10 protein-coding genes, 3 tRNA genes and 3 rRNA genes are annotated in these 17,714 nt (G+C 44.1%); 6 read left to right on the forward strand and 10 right to left on the reverse strand.

Annotation, left to right across the window (positions count from 1 at the left end):
• Window positions 1–455: 455 nt before the first annotated feature.
• The 6 genes from CD05_RS17260 (at window position 456) to CD05_RS0103130 (ending at window position 5,927) form a co-directional block, all read left to right on the forward strand.
• Window positions 456–1,968: ribosomal RNA gene (locus CD05_RS17260) — 16S ribosomal RNA — on the forward strand.
• Window positions 1,969–2,154: 186 nt separating this feature from the next.
• Window positions 2,155–2,230, forward strand: a tRNA-Ala gene (locus tag CD05_RS0103110).
• Window positions 2,231–2,345: 115 nt separating this feature from the next.
• Window positions 2,346–2,422, forward strand: a tRNA-Ile gene (locus tag CD05_RS0103115).
• 174 nt (window positions 2,423–2,596) lie between these two features.
• Window positions 2,597–5,519: ribosomal RNA gene (locus tag CD05_RS0103120) — 23S ribosomal RNA — on the forward strand.
• Between the two features lie 60 nt (window positions 5,520–5,579).
• A 5S ribosomal RNA gene (gene rrf / locus CD05_RS0103125) occupies window positions 5,580–5,696 on the forward strand.
• The 16S, 23S and 5S rRNA genes sit together here with 3 tRNA genes alongside, the layout of an rRNA operon.
• Before the next feature lie 155 nt (window positions 5,697–5,851).
• A tRNA-Asn gene (locus tag CD05_RS0103130) sits at window positions 5,852–5,927 on the forward strand.
• A gap of 249 nt (window positions 5,928–6,176) precedes the next feature.
• Here CD05_RS0103130 and CD05_RS0103135 read toward each other — a convergent pair.
• The 10 genes from CD05_RS0103135 to CD05_RS0103175 form a co-directional block, all read right to left on the reverse strand.
• The gene (locus tag CD05_RS0103135; protein ID WP_028509265.1) at window positions 6,177–6,830 is read right to left on the reverse strand and encodes an ABC transporter ATP-binding protein; all 654 of its coding nucleotides are present in this window, start codon (window positions 6,828–6,830) and stop codon (window positions 6,177–6,179) included.
• Window positions 6,827–9,559, reverse strand: a complete 2,733-nt coding sequence (locus CD05_RS0103140; protein ID WP_028509266.1) for an ABC transporter permease — start codon at window positions 9,557–9,559, stop codon at window positions 6,827–6,829. The genes CD05_RS0103135 and CD05_RS0103140 overlap by 4 nt, the downstream gene beginning before the upstream one ends.
• A 62-nt stretch (window positions 9,560–9,621) precedes the next feature.
• A complete protein-coding gene (locus CD05_RS0103145; RefSeq protein ID WP_028509267.1) occupies window positions 9,622–10,062 on the reverse strand; it encodes a hypothetical protein in 441 nt (146 codons plus the stop codon).
• Between the two features lie 201 nt (window positions 10,063–10,263).
• Window positions 10,264–10,671 (reverse strand): hypothetical protein, encoded by a 408-nt coding sequence (locus CD05_RS0103150; RefSeq protein WP_028509268.1) that lies wholly within the window; start codon window positions 10,669–10,671, stop codon window positions 10,264–10,266.
• Window positions 10,672–10,924: 253 nt separating this feature from the next.
• Window positions 10,925–13,030 carry an ABC transporter permease gene (locus CD05_RS0103155; RefSeq protein ID WP_028509269.1) on the reverse strand — a complete coding sequence of 702 codons (2,106 nt, stop codon included), beginning with the start codon at window positions 13,028–13,030 and terminating at the stop codon, window positions 10,925–10,927.
• 9 nt (window positions 13,031–13,039) lie between these two features.
• On the reverse strand, window positions 13,040–13,900 hold the full coding sequence (locus CD05_RS0103160; protein WP_028509270.1) for an ABC transporter ATP-binding protein: 861 nt from the start codon (window positions 13,898–13,900) through the stop codon (window positions 13,040–13,042).
• The gene (locus tag CD05_RS0103165) at window positions 13,897–15,270 is read right to left on the reverse strand and encodes a hypothetical protein (protein ID WP_028509271.1); all 1,374 of its coding nucleotides are present in this window, start codon (window positions 15,268–15,270) and stop codon (window positions 13,897–13,899) included. The genes CD05_RS0103160 and CD05_RS0103165 overlap by 4 nt, the downstream gene beginning before the upstream one ends.
• Window positions 15,271–15,272: 2 nt before the next feature.
• Window positions 15,273–16,433 (reverse strand): hypothetical protein, encoded by a 1,161-nt coding sequence (locus CD05_RS0103170; protein ID WP_028509272.1) that lies wholly within the window; start codon window positions 16,431–16,433, stop codon window positions 15,273–15,275.
• Between the two features lie 276 nt (window positions 16,434–16,709).
• Complete coding sequence (locus tag CD05_RS20505; protein ID WP_156947273.1) at window positions 16,710–17,090, reverse strand: hypothetical protein; 381 nt, start codon at window positions 17,088–17,090, stop codon at window positions 16,710–16,712.
• 193 nt (window positions 17,091–17,283) lie between these two features.
• Window positions 17,284–17,691, reverse strand: coding sequence for a hypothetical protein (locus tag CD05_RS0103175; protein ID WP_028509273.1), 408 nt, complete (start codon window positions 17,689–17,691; stop codon window positions 17,284–17,286).
• Window positions 17,692–17,714: the final 23 nt, after the last annotated feature.

Raw genomic sequence — 17,714 nt, forward strand, 5'->3', positions numbered from 1 at the left:
AGGTTATCGACATTCTTTGATAAATACTGTGCATCTTGCAGGGTGGGGAATGCACCGATTTAACAGGCTGAAAAGCGTTTTGCACATAAGTATGTCGTTTTCTTAGTGTATTATGTATAAAACATAGAACGTCGAAAAAAGGCTTGACATTCTCCCGAAACTGTGCTAAAATAAACAAGTCGCCTGAGGAACGGGGGTCAACGAGAGGAAAAAGAAATAAAAAAATATTTCAAAAACCTCTTGACAAACGAAAAAAAGTGTGATATAATAGACAAGCACTTTTAAGAAAAGGCGCAACGGTATCTTGAAAATTGAACAATAACGAGAAACACAAAACCCTTGAAAATTGCTTTGAGGAAACGAGAAGTAAGGTCAAGCAAAGACTAAAAAATGAGCGAAACACGACAGTGAAGAAACTGAGATCATAAATCTCGAAAGAGAATTAGGATACAATCTATTTAAAGAGTTTGATCCTGGCTCAGGACGAACGCTGGCGGCACGCTTAACACATGCAAGTCGAACGGAGTTTTAGAGAGCTTGCTTTTTAAAACTTAGTGGCGGACGGGTGAGTAACACGTGAGCAATCTGCCTTTCAGAGGGGGATAGCAGTTGGAAACGACTGATAATACCGCATAATATAGTAGGATCGCATGGTTCAACTATCAAAGATTTATCGCTGAAAGATGAGCTCGCGTCTGATTAGATAGTTGGTGAGGTAACGGCTCACCAAGTCGACGATCAGTAGCCGGACTGAGAGGTTGAACGGCCACATTGGGACTGAGACACGGCCCAGACTCCTACGGGAGGCAGCAGTGGGGAATATTGCACAATGGGCGCAAGCCTGATGCAGCGATGCCGCGTGAGGGAAGAAGGTTTTAGGATTGTAAACCTCTGTCTTCAGGGACGATAATGACGGTACCTGAGGAGGAAGCTCCGGCTAACTACGTGCCAGCAGCCGCGGTAATACGTAGGGAGCGAGCGTTGTCCGGAATTACTGGGTGTAAAGGGAGTGCAGGCGGGACTGCAAGTCAGATGTGAAATGTAGGGGCTTAACCCCTGAACTGCATTTGAAACTGTAGTTCTTGAGTGAAGTAGAGGTAAGCGGAATTCCTAGTGTAGCGGTGAAATGCGTAGATATTAGGAGGAACATCAGTGGCGAAGGCGGCTTACTGGGCTTTTACTGACGCTGAGGCTCGAAAGCGTGGGGAGCAAACAGGATTAGATACCCTGGTAGTCCACGCTGTAAACGATGATTACTAGGTGTGGGGGGACTGACCCCTTCCGTGCCGCAGTTAACACAATAAGTAATCCACCTGGGGAGTACGGCCGCAAGGCTGAAACTCAAAGGAATTGACGGGGGCCCGCACAAGCAGTGGAGTATGTGGATTAATTCGAAGCAACGCGAAGAACCTTACCAGGTCTTGACATCGTACGCATAGCATAGAGATATGTGAAATCCCTTCGGGGACGGACAGACAGGTGGTGCATGGTTGTCGTCAGCTCGTGTCGTGAGATGTTGGGTTAAGTCCCGCAACGAGCGCAACCCTTACTGTTAGTTGCTACGCAAGAGCACTCTAGCAGGACTGCCGTTGACAAAACGGAGGAAGGTGGGGATGACGTCAAATCATCATGCCCCTTATGACCTGGGCCTCACACGTACTACAATGGCTGTTAACAGAGAGAAGCGACATAGTGATATGAAGCAAAACCCTAAAAGCAGTCTCAGTTCGGATTGCAGGCTGAAACCCGCCTGCATGAAGTCGGAATTGCTAGTAATCGCGGATCAGCATGCCGCGGTGAATACGTTCCCGGGCCTTGTACACACCGCCCGTCACACCATGGGAGTCGGTAACACCCGAAGTCAGTAGCCTAACCGTAAGGAGGGCGCTGCCGAAGGTGGGATTGATGACTGGGGTGAAGTCGTAACAAGGTAGCCGTATCGGAAGGTGCGGCTGGATCACCTCCTTTCTATGGAGAAAGCGAAAGAGAGAACACTCTTTCAAAAGAATAGAATTCTCCGGTCAGCAAGGATAAGAAACAGCAGTTATTGTTCAATTTTGAAGATACCGAAAGGTATCTTGAAAAGGAAAGCATAAGACGGAACCTAAACCCTGAAGAGAGGGAAGGAAAGATAAGCCTGCCTTCTTAGAACATGGGGGTGTAGCTCAGCTGGGAGAGCACCTGCCTTGCACGCAGGGGGTCAGGAGTTCGATCCTCCTCATCTCCACCAATGGGTAAGGAAGACGAGCATACCGTAGAATGTAACCGGACATTGAAATTTGTAAAGCGAATTGAAGCGAGCCAAGGGAAACTTAGCCATTCAAATTTGCGAAGCAAATTAAAATGGGCGCATAGCTCAGCCGGTTAGAGCGCACGCCTGATAAGCGTGAGGTCGGTGGTTCGAGTCCACTTGTGCCCACCATGGAAGCAAAAAAATGCTTCTGAGATAGCAACTTGAAAATTGAATAAAGGAAAAGGTAAATGCAAATGAGGAAAATAAACGACAAATAAAGTCGGGTATTTTTACTACAATTAAGCTAAAGCAAAAATTCTTTGTAAAAGGCTTTTAAAAGCAAATGAGAGCATAATTCAAAATGGTCAAGCTAATAAGAGCGCAGGGAGAATGCCTTGGCATCAGGAGCCGATGAAGGACGTGGTAAGCTGCGAAAAGCTGCGGGGAGTTGCAAGCAAACATTGATCCGCAGATATCCGAATGGAGCAATCCGCATGGACAATATCCATGCATCACATACTGAATAAAATAGGTATGTGAGGGGAACCGCCTGAACTGAAACATCTAAGTAGGGCGAGGAAAAGAAATCAACCGAGATTTTGTGAGTAGTGGCGAGCGAAAGCGAAAGAGGCCAAACCGAGAGTAGCAATACTTTCGGGGTTAGGACAGCATTTAGCATTGTCAAGTTCTAGATGAAATGTATGGGAAGACATACCGAAGAATGTGATAGTCATGTAATCGAAAGGACGAGACAGCGAGCTGTATCCAGAGTACCGCAGGACACGAGGAATCCTGTGGGAATATGGGGGGACCATCCTCCAAGCCTAAATACTAACTGATGACCGATAGCGAATAGTACTGTGAAGGAACGGTGAAAAGAACCCCGGGAGGGGAGTGAAAAAGAACCTGAAACCCTGTGCTTACAAGCACCGAGAGCACGTCAAAGTGTGATCGGGTACCTTTTGTAGAATGGTCCGGCGAGTTATTGTATGTGGCAAGGTTAAGTACTTAAGGTACGGAGCCGAAGCGAGAGCGAATCTTAATAGGGTGTTAAGTCGCATGCAATAGACCCGAAACCGAGTGACCTATCCATGTCCAGGCTGAAGTGGAGGTAAAACTCCATGGAGGGCCGAACCCACGTTCGTTGAAAAGACCGGGGATGAGGTGTGGATAGCGGAGAAATTCCAATCGAACTCGGATATAGCTGGTTCTCTCCGAAATAGCTTTAGGGCTAGCCTCATGACAGATTACCGGAGGTAAAGCACTGAATGAGCTAGGGGTCGAAAGATTACTGAACTCTATCAAACTAAGAATGCCGGATAATCGATTCATGGGAGTCAGACAGCGTGAGATAAGTTTCGTTGTCAAAAGGGAAACAGCCCAGACCCACAGCTAAGGTCCCAAAGTATATTTAAGTGGAAAAGGATGTGGGGTTGCATAAACAACCAGGATGTTGGCTTAGAAGCAGCCATACATTAAAAGAGTGCGTAATAGCTCACTGGTCGAGTGACCCTGCGCCGAAAATTCAACGGGGCTAAAATGTACACCGAAGCTTGGGATTCATTCTTTTGAACAAAGCAGATTAGTACCGAACAACGCCGAAGGCGTTCAAATTCAACGATAAGGTTAGAAAGGTATTAGTAGGTTTTGTTCAAAAGAATGAGTGGTAGGAGAGCGTCGAATAAGGGGTGAAGTCATAGCGGAAGCGATGGTGGACTTTATTCGAGTGAGAATGCCGGAATGAGTAGCGAGAATTATGTGAGAATCATAATGGCCGAAAATCCAAGGTTTCCTGAGGAAGGTTCGTCCGCTCAGGGTAAGCCGGGAGCTAAGGTGAGGCCGAAAGGCGTAGCCGATGCACATACGGTTGAAATTCCGTAGCCGCCGAAAGAGTTAAGCACAGGGACACTTTAGAAGTGATGAAGCCGGGCGATGGTTGACCCGGTCGTAAGGGATCGAAAATAAGTAGAGAAGTCATCATAGATAGAGGCAAGAAAAGCTGTGTGTATATCTAAGGCGCCCGTACCGCAAACCGACACAGGTAGATAGGAAGAAGATTCTAAGGCCAACGGGAGAAGGGTTGTTAAGGAACTCGGCAAGTTGACCCCGTAACTTAGGGATAAGGGGTGCTTGAGCAATCAAGCCGCAGAGAATAGGCCCAGGCGACTGTTTAGCAAAAACACAGGTCTCTGCTAAATCGAAAGATGACGTATAGGGGCTGACACCTGCCCGGTGCCGGAAGGTTAAGAGGAGGAGTGAGAGCTCTGAATTGAAGCCCCGGTAAACGGCGGCCGTAACTATAACGGTCCTAAGGTAGCGAAATTCCTTGTCAGGTAAGTTCTGACCCGCACGAATGGTGTAACGATCTGGGCACTGTCTCAACAACCTGCCCGGCGAAATTGTAGTACCGGTGAAGATGCCGGTTACCCGCGACTAGACGGAAAGACCCCATGGAGCTTTACTGTAGCCTAATATTGGACTTCGGTATTTCATGTACAGGATAGGTGGGAGACTGGGAAGCATGGCCGTCAGGTCGTGTGGAGTCGACCTTGGGATACCACTCTTGGAGTGCTGGAGTTCTAACCTGCGGCTTTGAATCAAGTCGGGGGACATTGTTAGGTGGGCAGTTTGACTGGGGCGGTCGCCTCCTAAAGAGTAACGGAGGCGCTCAAAGGTTCGCTCAGCATGGATGGAAACCATGCTCTTGAGTGTAAACGCAAAAGCGAGCCTAACTGCGAGAATGACGGTTCGAGCAGTAACGAAAGTTGGAGTTAGTGATCCGGCGGTATGTGAATGGAAATGCCGTCGCTCAACGGATAAAAGCTACCCTGGGGATAACAGGCTGATCTCCCCCAAGAGTCCACATCGACGGGGAGGTTTGGCACCTCGATGTCGGCTCATCGCATCCTGGGGCTGAATTCGGTCCCAAGGGTTTGGCTGTTCGCCAATTAAAGCGGTACGCGAGCTGGGTTCAGAACGTCGTGAGACAGTTCGGTCCCTATCTGTCGTGGGCGTAGGATATTTGCAAGGAGCTGTCCCTAGTACGAGAGGACCGGGATGGACGCACCTCTGGTGTACCAGTTGTCACGCCGGTGGCACGGCTGGGCAGCTATGTGCGGAACGGATAAACGCTGAAGGCATCTAAGCGTGAAGCCGCCCTTAAGATAAGATATCCCATCTGTTTACAGAGTAAGACCCCTGAAAGACTATCAGGTTGATAGGCTCAAGGTGTAAGTGTGGTGACATATTTAGCCAGCGAGTACTAATCGGTCGAGGGCTTGACCTTGATGAATTAAACTCTCAGATCCTTCCCTTTATTCAATTTTGAGGTTGTTATCAACCTACTTTCGGTGACTATAGCGATGAGGTCCCACCTGTTCCCATGCCGAACACAGAAGTTAAGCTCATCTACGCCGACGATACTTGGCTGGCAACGGCCTGGTAAAATAGGTAGTCGCCGGAATAAAAAAAGATAAAGAGGATAATAATATCCTCTTTATCTGCATATTCCTCCTTAGCTCAGTCGGTAGAGCAGATAGAAATCTGTTGTACGTTTAGGGCTAAGCAGAGGAAATCACAAATTGAAAGTTTCATATTTTTATAGAAACTTTCATATATTCCTCCTTAGCTCAGTCGGTAGAGCACTCGGCTGTTAACCGAGTTGTCGTTGGTTCAAGTCCAACAGGGGGAGCCAAAAATGAAGAGATATTCACCTGTAAGCAGCACTTGATTTTGGAGGAGGCTGCTTGGAAGCTTGGTGAATATCTCTGTTTTTTTATTCTATCATAGATCATTTGATTTGTCAATACTCTTTTGTTATACGAATGTCATGGAATAATATATTTCTATTGGCTATAGTGATTGTTGATGATATATCTCTGAAGTGATATTAAATATATGCAAAAGTACAGCCCTCAAGTCGTCCTTGAAGGCTGTAATTCATTTATTGTGATACTATCTCCCCGTCCGAGATCTCAATGACCCTCCGACACTGCCTTGCCACCTCATCATCATGCGTGACGATTATGACCGTCTTGCCCTTGCCGTTGAGCTCTTTTAGCAGCGCCATTACCTCCTCGCCCGAGCGCTTGTCGAGGTTGCCCGTCGGCTCATCGCAGAGCAGAACGTCGGGGCTGTTTATCATAGCACGAGCGATAGCCGCCCTCTGCTGCTGACCGCCCGAAAGCTCGGAGGGGTAGTGCTTTATCCTGTCATTTATGTCGAGTGCTGAGTAAAGCCCTTCTGCGCCCTCGCCTTTCTTTTTAGCAAGCTTGGACGGCAGCAGGATATTTTCTTCGGCAGTCAATTCAGGTATCAGGTCAAAAAACTGAAACACAAAGCCCACATTGTTAAGCCTGAACTTCGACAGCTCGGTGTCGTTCATTCTGCCTATCTCGGTGTCGTTGTAAAATATCTTCCCCTCAGTCGGCGCATCAAGCCCGCCTATGAGGTTTAATAGCGTTGATTTGCCGCTGCCCGACTTGCCGATTATCGCCACCATTTCGCCGTCATTTATCGTGAGGTCAACGCCCTTGATGGCGACCACCTTGCCCTCGCCCTTGCCGTAGGTTCGTGTGAGGTTTTCTGTCTTTATCATTGTCTTTTCCTCCCTTTTGAAAGTGATGAGGCTATGTCGGGGGTGAACATCTTGAAGCTGCGGCGGGTGAGCAGGATAGTTACCACACACATTACCCCGAACACTATCATCAGCGGTAATACAAAGCGTATAAACCACATCTGATTGTCGAGCAGGTAATCGACACCTATCTTACTCATGCGCTCGTTGTACTCATTCATTTTCTGCATAAATTCGTTAAACATACTCTCGACCTGAAAATACGGCCTGTATTTATCTGCCATATCTCTGCTTTCCTGCCATAATGCTTGCTGGTCGTTGTAGGCACTTTTCATTACTCTTTGCATCAGCTTTATTCCGCCAAATGTAAAGACGCAAGCCGCAACAGGTATGCGTATGCTGTCGAGCATAAGCCTGCGTCTTAGCTTTTTAAGCGGTGTGCCGACTGCACGCATAACGGATATCTGATATTCTTTTAAGCGTATCTTCATACCAATGCCATTAAAGTATGCCGCAAAGCCTAAAAGCGACATTACAAGAATAAGCAAAGCCATTGAGCCTATCTGTGAGGCATTTTGCAAAAACAGCTTATGCTTTTCGATGCTGTATGAGGTCTTTTCCATGCCTGTTCCGAGAGGGAGGGCGTTTGCAGGAAGTGATTTTGTCGCAAATATCTCGGTGTAGCATGCATTGCTTACACCCAAAGCCTTTGCGCCCTGCGCTGTGGTGAGCAGGCTGCATCTGTCACCTGTCGTTACGGCGTAGTGCAGAATATTCGGCGTGTCTTTGTTAAGCCTTACAACTGCGCCTATCTCGGTGTCCTGCGTGGTGAGCTTATCTATGCCAAAGCCGTTATCTGTGTAAAGCGAGCCGAGCGTTATCTTCTCACCACTTGAAAAGACCTCCATATCCTCTGTCAGAACTGCGATGATCTGCTCGCCGCTTGAAAGCTTGCTTATGTCTATGCTGCCGCTTATGATGTAAGGCTCAAGCTGTTTTATAGCTGCCTTGTTTGCAATAGCTGTCTTGTATCCGTAAAAATATTTTCCGCTGTCGATAAACGCTTTGCCCTCGTCCGATGAGTTGTCATAGATAAACTTTCGCATTTCATCATCACCGAAGGTTATGCCATACAAAAGCCCGTTCTGCCGCTCGTCATACTGTAAAAAGGTGTGTGTAAGTCTGCCTGTTGTTATTGCTTCATCAAGCCCGTCTGCGGTGTTATCATCAATTCCGCAGGTGCTCTCTGTCTGTGGGGACATACATAGGTTTTCAAGCATATTATTCTGCGGAGGAAATGCAATGTAGTATTCTTCTACACCGTCCTCCTCAAAATCGAACCGATTATTATTGCCGAACTTCGTTGTAACATATGGGTGAAACTCACCTGTTTCATTGTCAAAGCTGCCTGTTGTTGTGTAGTATAGCATATACCCGAAGATAGTTCCAAAGCAGATAAGACTAAGGGCAAGAGTCTGTATTACAGTAACAGATCTGTTTGCAAAAGCCCTTGCTATGCACCTGCTAAGACCTGCTGCTTTTCTGTTTCTGCGGTGCGGCATTCTGATATGTGAGAGCAATGCCGCAAAGAGATAGCCCGAAAGCAGCACGGCAAGCGAAAACACAGCCGCATAAAGATAAGGGCTTGCTATATTTTCTGTAACGAGCGTATCGGTTGTAAAGCCAGACAGCGGCGGCTCTTCAAGGACACTTACCTGAAACTGATATATACCAAGATATACGGACGCACCTACCCCCAGCCCAAGTGCCGACTGGAAAGCCGCAAGTATAAGGTATTCGGTAGCAAACATCACACGCATACTGCGCTTTGACATTCCTACTTTTCGCAGCATCGTCAGGCTCCCCTCACGCTCGGAGAAGATATTTCGCATAACTGCTATGACAGACAGCGAGGATATAAGGGTCGCGATAATACAAAGAATAGTGATACTCCTTGTATTGCCTGCAAAATCGCCTTTATAGCTTTTGGCTGCATCGACTGATTTATTTTTCCAGGTCGCAGAAGGCAGCATACCGTCAGTATATCCAAGGTTACTTACAAAATATCTGTCAAGTTCATCGGCATTCTGAAACTCCTTGATATTGTCAAGCATAGTGTAGCTGTAAAGGGGCGTTTGACTATTATCCCCGCAGACATATATCATAGGGATATACTTTACATCACTTTCATCATAGCTTTGCTTGTAAGTGTTTGTATCATTTATCCATTCATCGGCTGAGCGTGAAAACTCTCTGCTGTGCCCGTAGGTTTCCTTATCAATTATGCCAACAAGGGTATATGTACCTAAGTCAAGCGTTATCTCATCACCGACCGAGCCAAAAAAGCCCAGCTTGTCAAGTGCGTGGCGCTCTATGGCGATTTCTCCCTCTTTCTCGGGCAGCCTGCCGCTTTCAAAGGGGATATGTGCAAGACTGTATGGATCATCAAGATATCCATATTCATATTGTATCGCACCCTTGCCCGTCTTGCCGAGAACATTTATTGTTCCCTCAATTGTATCGTCCGTCCTCAGAGCATTGAGTATCTTTGCTTCATCGCTTGGCCACATAAAGGAGTAATAGCCCGTAACGTTATAGCGATTATCAAGGAAACGGCGAAATTCTGCTCTTTGGAGCAGGAATGCACAGCACACCACCGCACACAGCAGCACACCCGAGAAAAGCAGCGCCGCAAGGCTTTTTTTGTGCTTGGACCAGTACTTTCGTGTAATATATAGTTTAATAATCAATAGTTTTTCCTCCAATCATATTAACGGGGAAGTATTTATCTTCCCCGTTAATATGTTAATGATTATTTTGCTATTGTATATTCATAAGCGTCATATATTGTTATGTATCCATTTGTTGAACCACTTGATGTTGCTTTTATTCTATAATATGTAGTATCAAGCTCAAGGAAACATGTTGATGATAATGATGATGGCATTCCCAAAACTTTTTGAGGTATAACAATAGTCTGAGCAACACTATTATTTTTCCTAACTATTCTAATTGTAGTTGATGAACCCGTTGTTGGTGTGAATGATACCGTATGGTTACCATAGGTATAAGTGTTGAATTTATCCGTGCTTGTATATCCTGTTGAATTAATATTATCGAATTCATACTGTACTTTATTATTAGTATTAGAACATATATAAATATACCCAGCCGCATTTGCCTCAATGCCAAAAGCTCCTATTGCCATAACCATTGCAGCACCCATAGCTGCTAACTTCTTTCTGAGTTTCATAAAAATTCCTCCCTATCATTTTAGCATATCATCAATAAGATATCAATGCGCTAATTCCTTGTCGTAAAGCCAATATTCCTACAACTCGCTTAAAGCGAAAGCCTTTAAACCCGGTTCCGATACTTGGACAACGCCCAAGTATACAGTACTGTATACTTTCAAACCAACGGAATCAGTCCTCCTCTCTGCATAAAGCATAATTCATATTGTTTTTTCGGCACTATACTTTAACAGTGTCTCAAAATTGCTTCCTGCATAAACCACAAAAGACGATTTCAAACGATATGTACCGTTGGATAGACCTGAATAAGTCTTAGTAAACGATCCTCTATAGTAGTTAATGGTCGTGCTTGCGCTCTTGACAGTTATCCAGTTACCCGAAGAATTTTTCTTCTGCAAATACTGTCCAATGACTATCTGAGTGGTTTCTCCAATATATCCTGTTAATGAACTCTTACACGTTGCTGTATTACCTGAAACAAGCAATGTGGAACTATATGATTCAGTATACAATAGCTTTTCGCCATTATCAGGTGTTTTGGCTAAGGCATTAAGAGGAAAGGCAAGTAAAAGAACCATTACTATTAGAACAGAAATACTCTTTTTCAAAAAATAAACCTCCAATCATCATGTATTAAAAGCATTAACTGCTTTCATATACTATGACTTTTTGGAGGTCTTATTTCTGACAGCTTTTTTACCAGAACCACACTATTCTACTTTTTGCACAGTTTTTACTATGCTGATTAGTTCATCTTTACTAATGCTTGAACTGTATTCCATTATAATAATCACTATTACTACAAATAGGCTAATACTTCAGAGTAATAGGAGATATAAATATTGTTGGATGTAGTTGTGTTTATTGAAAAAATGACAAATAAGATGTATAAGCATTCCCAATAACCCCCGCATTAACTCCAAACCACTTAAACACCTCTATCCCCAACAAATACAAAACCAGCGGCAGCACCAGCACCGCCGTTTCAATCAGCAGCGCCGCAATAAAACTCTTTGCTTTCTTTGAAATAAAGAATATCAAAAGCATAGCTGTTATAAGCGTAAAGAACCTGACCACACAGAGCAGTATAAGATACGCCTTTATGCTTATGCTAAACCCTTTCAGATGCTCCATAGAGCAGGCAGGAGCATTTATTTCTCTTGTGCCGTAGGCTTTGAGTACTCCGTAGAAATACGGCGCATATGTCAGGATATAAACTATCGTCACTATCAGAATACCTATGATGAGCTTGCGGATAAACACCGCACCTCTGCCTTTAAGTGATGTGTGCAGCAGCACGCTTGCGCCCGTCTGATACTCAATACTGTAAACGTAAGTGAGCGTGCAGATAAGCATTGCCATTGCCGTAAGTGCCATTGTGGTGTCCTTGCTGCCTGCGCTCTCATCTCCTGTCAGCAGCTTGTAACCGCTGTCGTAAACTATCTCTCCGCCGTTTTGCTTCAGGTAGTCAATGTACTTTTTAAACGTTTCGTAAGCAGAACGCTTTTCGGCTAAGTCCTGCATTTTTATCATAGAGGATATTTCATCTCCGCTTGTGTCATATTCATCAAGCGCCTTGCCTTCAAGTGCGATAGCCTGCTCTTTTTCTTCGGTAAGCTCACCCTCATATTTGAGTATATACTGCTTTAAGTATATTTCCTCTTTTGAGTAAAATCGTTCCTTTATAGGCGTGTATGATGCATATACTAATGCCGCAAATGCAAGCAGTATAAACAGCACCTTGCCGTTTATCAGTATCTTGTAGCACTCGTGCAGAAAAAGGCTTGTGTGATGTATTTCTGGAAAATGCAGTGATATTCTCCTTGTGCGGCTTCTGATAACGCCACGCTTTGCAAAAATAACTACCGAGCAAACAGAAAACCCCGTCAGCAGAATTATGACAGAGATAAAAAAGATGTAAAAATACCCATACGGCTCACCGAATATGTTGAGATTTAGGTATTCCGAATAAAGCTGCTTTGTATCCGCAAAGGCAACAAGGTTTATGTATTTGAGCGGACAAAGATAGCTCGTCGGCTGAATGGTATAGTACAAAGCACTCTCGCCCGCAAGGATAACGGCAAGTATTGCATATACCTTTACTGCGCTGTCAGAAACAGCTGTCACAAGATAGATAAGAGCCGCAAATGTGCAGTAAACTATCAGCTTTGTCAAGAGAAAAAATACAAAATATTCGGAGACAGATATTCTCAGGTTGCTGCCGTTAAAGGAAAGCACAGACTGTATCTGTCTTGAAATGTCGCCAAAGCCGTAGGTATTGTAAGCTATTATGAAGTTGACAGAATAAAGCATCACTAAAGCCACAAAGGCCGCTGCAAAGCAGGTAAACAGCTTTGCAGTTCCGAGTGATGCCCTGCCCTTGAATGTCGTGCGTGAGAGGGTAAGCTGTTCAAGCTCTTTTTCACGGGTGACGATAGTAACGATCACCGTCATTATCATCAGAAAGGCGATAACATCTGTCGGCAGAAAGCCCGTTGCCATATCAACGCCCTTTGAGGGTGAAACTTTAAGCGCTGAGCCTTTAAGATGTGCAAAGTCATCAGGCGTTTTGGCAATGTTCTTGTAGCTGAATGAATCGGGATCGGAAAAAATGGAAATAGCGGTCATTTTCTTTGCTCGCTCGTCAATTCCCGATAAATAATCATCATACCCTGAGACTGCTTCGACCTCTGTAAGTACCGTTTCAGTCAGCTCAAGCTGCACAAGGTCGCTGTCGTTTTCTTCGAGGGCGGTTTTCCTATCACACAGTTCAGTATATACATCAGCCGCAGGTCTGCCTGAGATCTCGGCATACATCTCCCCGTACTGCTTAGGGGTGTAGAGTGCATCGGTGCTGTTCTCGTTAACATACAGCATAACGCCGTTTAAGACGATGAGCGCTATAAATATACCTATGGTGCTTTTTCGGAAGATTGCCTTGATAAGCTCGTTAAAATATATCCTCATACTCTCACCTCAATCAAAATAGTAAAGATAGAGGTCTTCAAGGTCAGGCTTGCAGAGGGTGTGCTCAAAGTCTGTCGGCTCGCTGTCAGAGATAACTCTTACATAAATATTCTGCATATCCTTTGAGATATTGCCGACTTTGTATTTGTCTGTTATTTTGGATAGTTTGCTTTCGTCTGCTTTTATCTCAAACACCTTGCCCGACAGCTTTTCACACAGCTCATAGGGCTTGCCCGAATCTATTATCTCACCGTGCGAGAGCAGCAGAACTTCTTTTGCGATAAACTCGATATCAGGCACAACGTGCGTTGCTATTATGACTATTTTCTCAAAGGCTATCTCTGCGATAAGGTTGCGTATCCTTATCCTCTCTTTCGGGTCAAGCCCTGCGGTAGGCTCATCAAGGATTATTATCTCAGGTCTGCCGAGCATTGCCTGTGCGATAAGCGCACGCTGCTTCATTCCGCCCGAAAAGCCGCCGAGCCGCTTTGTGCGTGCATCATTCAGATTTACAAGCCCTATAAGGCGCTCTATATCCGCCTTTGCCTGAGCCTTGCTCATACCCTTCAAGGCTGTCATATAGTAAAGAAATCTCTCCAGCGTAAAGCCCGGGTACAGCCCCTGCTGCTGCGGCATAAAGCCTAAAAGTCTGCGAAACTCAGAACCCATAGATACAGTATCCTGTCCGTTATACATAACGCTGCCGGAGGTGGGCTTTAAGTTATCTGTAATGATATTCATAAGTGTTGATTTACCTGCGCCGTTTGGTCCGAGCAAGCCATAAACACCGGGGGTGAACTCATAGCTCAGGCCTTTAAGGGCGGTGAAGGTGCCGTATTGTTTGGTGAGGTTGCAAAGAGACAGTGTCATTTCTTAGCTCCTTGTTTTATCTTTTCGTTTATGCTTGACAGTATATCCTCTATCCCTGCGTCTGACAGCTCTTTGTTTAAGGCGGCTATATCGCTGTCTAAGTCCTTGCTTTTCCATATATTCTGGTATTTATTCATTACCGTGTTTATCTCCTTGCAGTCTGTTGTGATATCTATCCCTGCCAGCGGAGATACGATGACGTTTTCATCATAATATGCTTTCTTTTCATCAGGTGAGCTAAACTGCATTAGCATATCTGCGCCATACAGCACATTGGTGTCTATGCCAAATACCAGCTTGTTTATAAAGCCATATATCTTCTCACCCGATGCGTCATAAGCATATCCGTCCTTTTCTGTAAACTCATTACCATAGACCAACAGATCAGCTATCTCGGGATCGGTATGAATTACCTCCAGCAGTTTAAATGCCTCTTGTTTCTTCTCACTTGTATTTATTATACCTGTCGATGCTCCGAACCTTTGACCAACTATGGCCTTGGTTTTGTAAATATAGATGTTCTCTTTACTAATCGGAACAGTATCTTTTGTTATGAGCACGCTCCAGTCGCATTCTATATCGGTAGCTTTTCCTTTGTTAAAGAGTGAGTTCATTTCCTTTAGCCAGGCCATACATTCGGCATCACCTGTAATGCTTTTTGCAACGCCCTCGGGAGTGGTTATAATACCATTGCTGTAATAATCACCATAAAACGAAGAATAGTCAAAACCACTCAGCCCATAGTACAGCATATCATTATCGCTTAATAATCCGTCAAGCTGCGTAATATCCCCGTTAAATGCCTTGGCTTTCTCAGCAGGTATCTTATCAAGATCAAATACTACGCACACCCCTATATCCTGCATTGCCTCGCTCGGTATAGTATAAATGCTGCCGTTTGACTTTGTTGTTTTCCAAAGCTCCTCGGGGATAAGCGAATAAAGCTCGCTGCCCTTTAGCATATCATCAAGCGGCGCAAAATACCTCTCGGCAATAAGCCATTCGCAGGGCTTGTCATCATCTGAATCAAATCCTGCAAATGCTATATCAGCATCAGCCTTTATAAGCTCCGAGTGATAATCTATCTCGCCCGGTATATCACTGATAGGCACAAATCTTACTCCAAGCCCATATTTCTCGTCAAGTAAAGCATTAACTTTGTCATTCACTTCATCGGATATGATTATGCTGTCGGGAATTGCCCACTTGATATAGAAATCATCATCATGTGTCTGCGGTGCAGGAGTTGTTATGCTTTCTGGCAGAGAGCTTATGCTATCAATATTTGATGTATTGCCGCTGCACCCTGATAAAGCAGATAGAGAAAACACCATAGCTGAAATTATTGCTGCTCTTTTAAACAAATCCATATTCACACCGCCTTGATCTTTGTAAGCTCACATTCTTTACCGCTTAATAACGCTGCTTTTTCAACAAAACCTAAAAATGTATCCTTGCCAACGCTGTAATACATATATACATAGCTGTCTGTTATAGCAGCTATCGAAGTGTTTTTATCCTTGATGCCAAGCTTAGTCATTTTGTCTGAGGATATGTCGAAAAGAGCAAGAGAGTAATCGTCTTTACTGTAAACGAGTACGCCCTTGTCTGTTATAAGATATGGAGAGTACTGACTGTCAAGTATCTTCCTGCTGCCGTCTGAAAGTGAGATAAGTGCAGGCTCGTCCTCGTCTGAAAGTGCATAGTCGAAGCCAATATCCGTAATATTTGCATCTAAAGTACAGATACTTTCAGCCTTGCTGCTGCCGATATCAAAGCGTATAAGCTCTGTCTTTATTATGCCTTTCAGATATTCTTCATAATCACTATCACTCTGCTTTGAAAGGTCAATGTCTTCTGTGGTGTATGTATATGCAAATACCGCACTTTCCCCGTCAAAGCATATTTTATTGATTATGCCCTGAGTGTTTTCGTATGAGGGGGTGGTGCATATCCTCCCGCTGTCAAGGTCTATCACACTTAATTTGCACACACGCTTATCAAGCGACTGACCGTTATCATCAAAGCTGTTATAGTAAGCACAGGCATAGTAATGTCCGCTGTATGCCGATGCACTTATTGTCTGAGCATTGTCAAGCCTTGCTATCTCGCTTCTGTTTGTGCCGTCTTTATCCGCCTTGCACAGTACCTTTGTTGACAGGTCTGCATAGCTGCTTTCCTTTTTGTCGGGGGTGTATAGGAAATACAGATCATCACCGTATATCGCAGGCGAATAGCAACTCCCTTCAACATATCCGTCACAGGTGGGCTTGGGGTTTGCTGCACTTACTCCTTCGTGCTTGCAGTTGGCTTTTGAGCACAGCGCTGTATCATACCCGCTTGCGAGGTCATAGAAGTGAAGTATGCCGCTGTCGCTTACATATGTCACACCCATATCAGAATAGCTTTGCGCTGATGTGAAGTCGATAGATACAGATTGCTTTTCTGTGCTGCTCTGTGGATCATTATCATTACTCTTGCCGCATGATGTAAGCAGCAAAAGTGTTATCACAAGAATAAAAAGTCGTTTCATACGCCGCCTCCTTTTATTTATATATACGTTTACCGGAGATGATTTCACTCGATTGTTCAAATGGATTTGTAAATAAGGACAAAAAATTTGGTTGTTTATTGTGATAAATAATAGAAAGCATTTGATCGTATTTACAGATCCATTAAAACATATATTAAATCATCAAATATAGGAGCTGATTGCAAGATTAAAAGCACTCAGCTCCATATTATTCTGTATGACACTTAAATATTCAGCTATATTGTGAGTGCATAATGCTATGTATTGATTATGCTATTAGTATATTACACTAGTCGGCTGAGACCATGCGCCAACTGTATGTGTTGCTGATTCACTATAGCTTCTATTACCACTAGGTGCTGTGAAGCTTACTGATGCCGAATAAAGTGCGCCATTATTTGCAGTTTTAGTTGTTCGTACAGCTGTAGATATATTAATATAAATGTATTTACCTTGAACAACTGCAGTCGCATACGGTTTTGTAGTGTTTGTTGAACTGCTACCGGTACTATATGTCACAGTAGATGTTCCTGTATTGGTATATCCCGGGAATGTCGCAGTAACTGTATCGCTTTTTGCACTTGCTCCAATGGCAGTAACAGAAGCTATCATAATAATAGCAGTACTCATAGCAACTAATCTTTTTCTGATTTTCATAACGAAACCTCCATAATACTATTTGCATATCATTCTGAAAAAGTCAATGCATTTATTACTTGACTTAAAGTCAATACTCCTATAATTTGCTTAAAGCAAAAGTCTTAAACCAAGTACTTATACATACAAGTACACAGCCGTAATATTACACTCAAAACATCGGACTCATCCTCCTCTCTGCATAAAGCATAATTCATATTGTTTTTTCGGCACTATACTTTAGCAGTGTCTCAAAACTGCTTCCTGCATACACCACAAAGGACGATTTCAACCGATATGTACCGCTTGATAGCCCGGTATAGGTCTTTGTAAATGACCCTTTATAATAGTTGATAGTCGTGCTTGCGCTCTTGACAGTTGTCCAGTTACCCGAAGAACTTTTCTTCTGTAAATACTGTCCGATAACAATTTGTGTGGTTTCTCCATAGTATCCTGTTAATGCGCTTTTACAGGTTGCTGTATTCCCTGAAACAAGCAATGTGGAACTGTAAGATTCTGTATACAATAGTTTTTCACCATTATCCGGCGTTTTTGCTAAGGCATTAAGAGGAAAGGCAATTAAAAGAACCATTACCATTAGAAGAGAAATACTCTTTTTCAAAAACAAAACCTCCAATCGTCATG

This window comes from Ruminococcus sp. NK3A76, from assembly GCF_000686125.1.
GTDB lineage: Bacteria > Bacillota > Clostridia > Oscillospirales > Ruminococcaceae > NK3A76.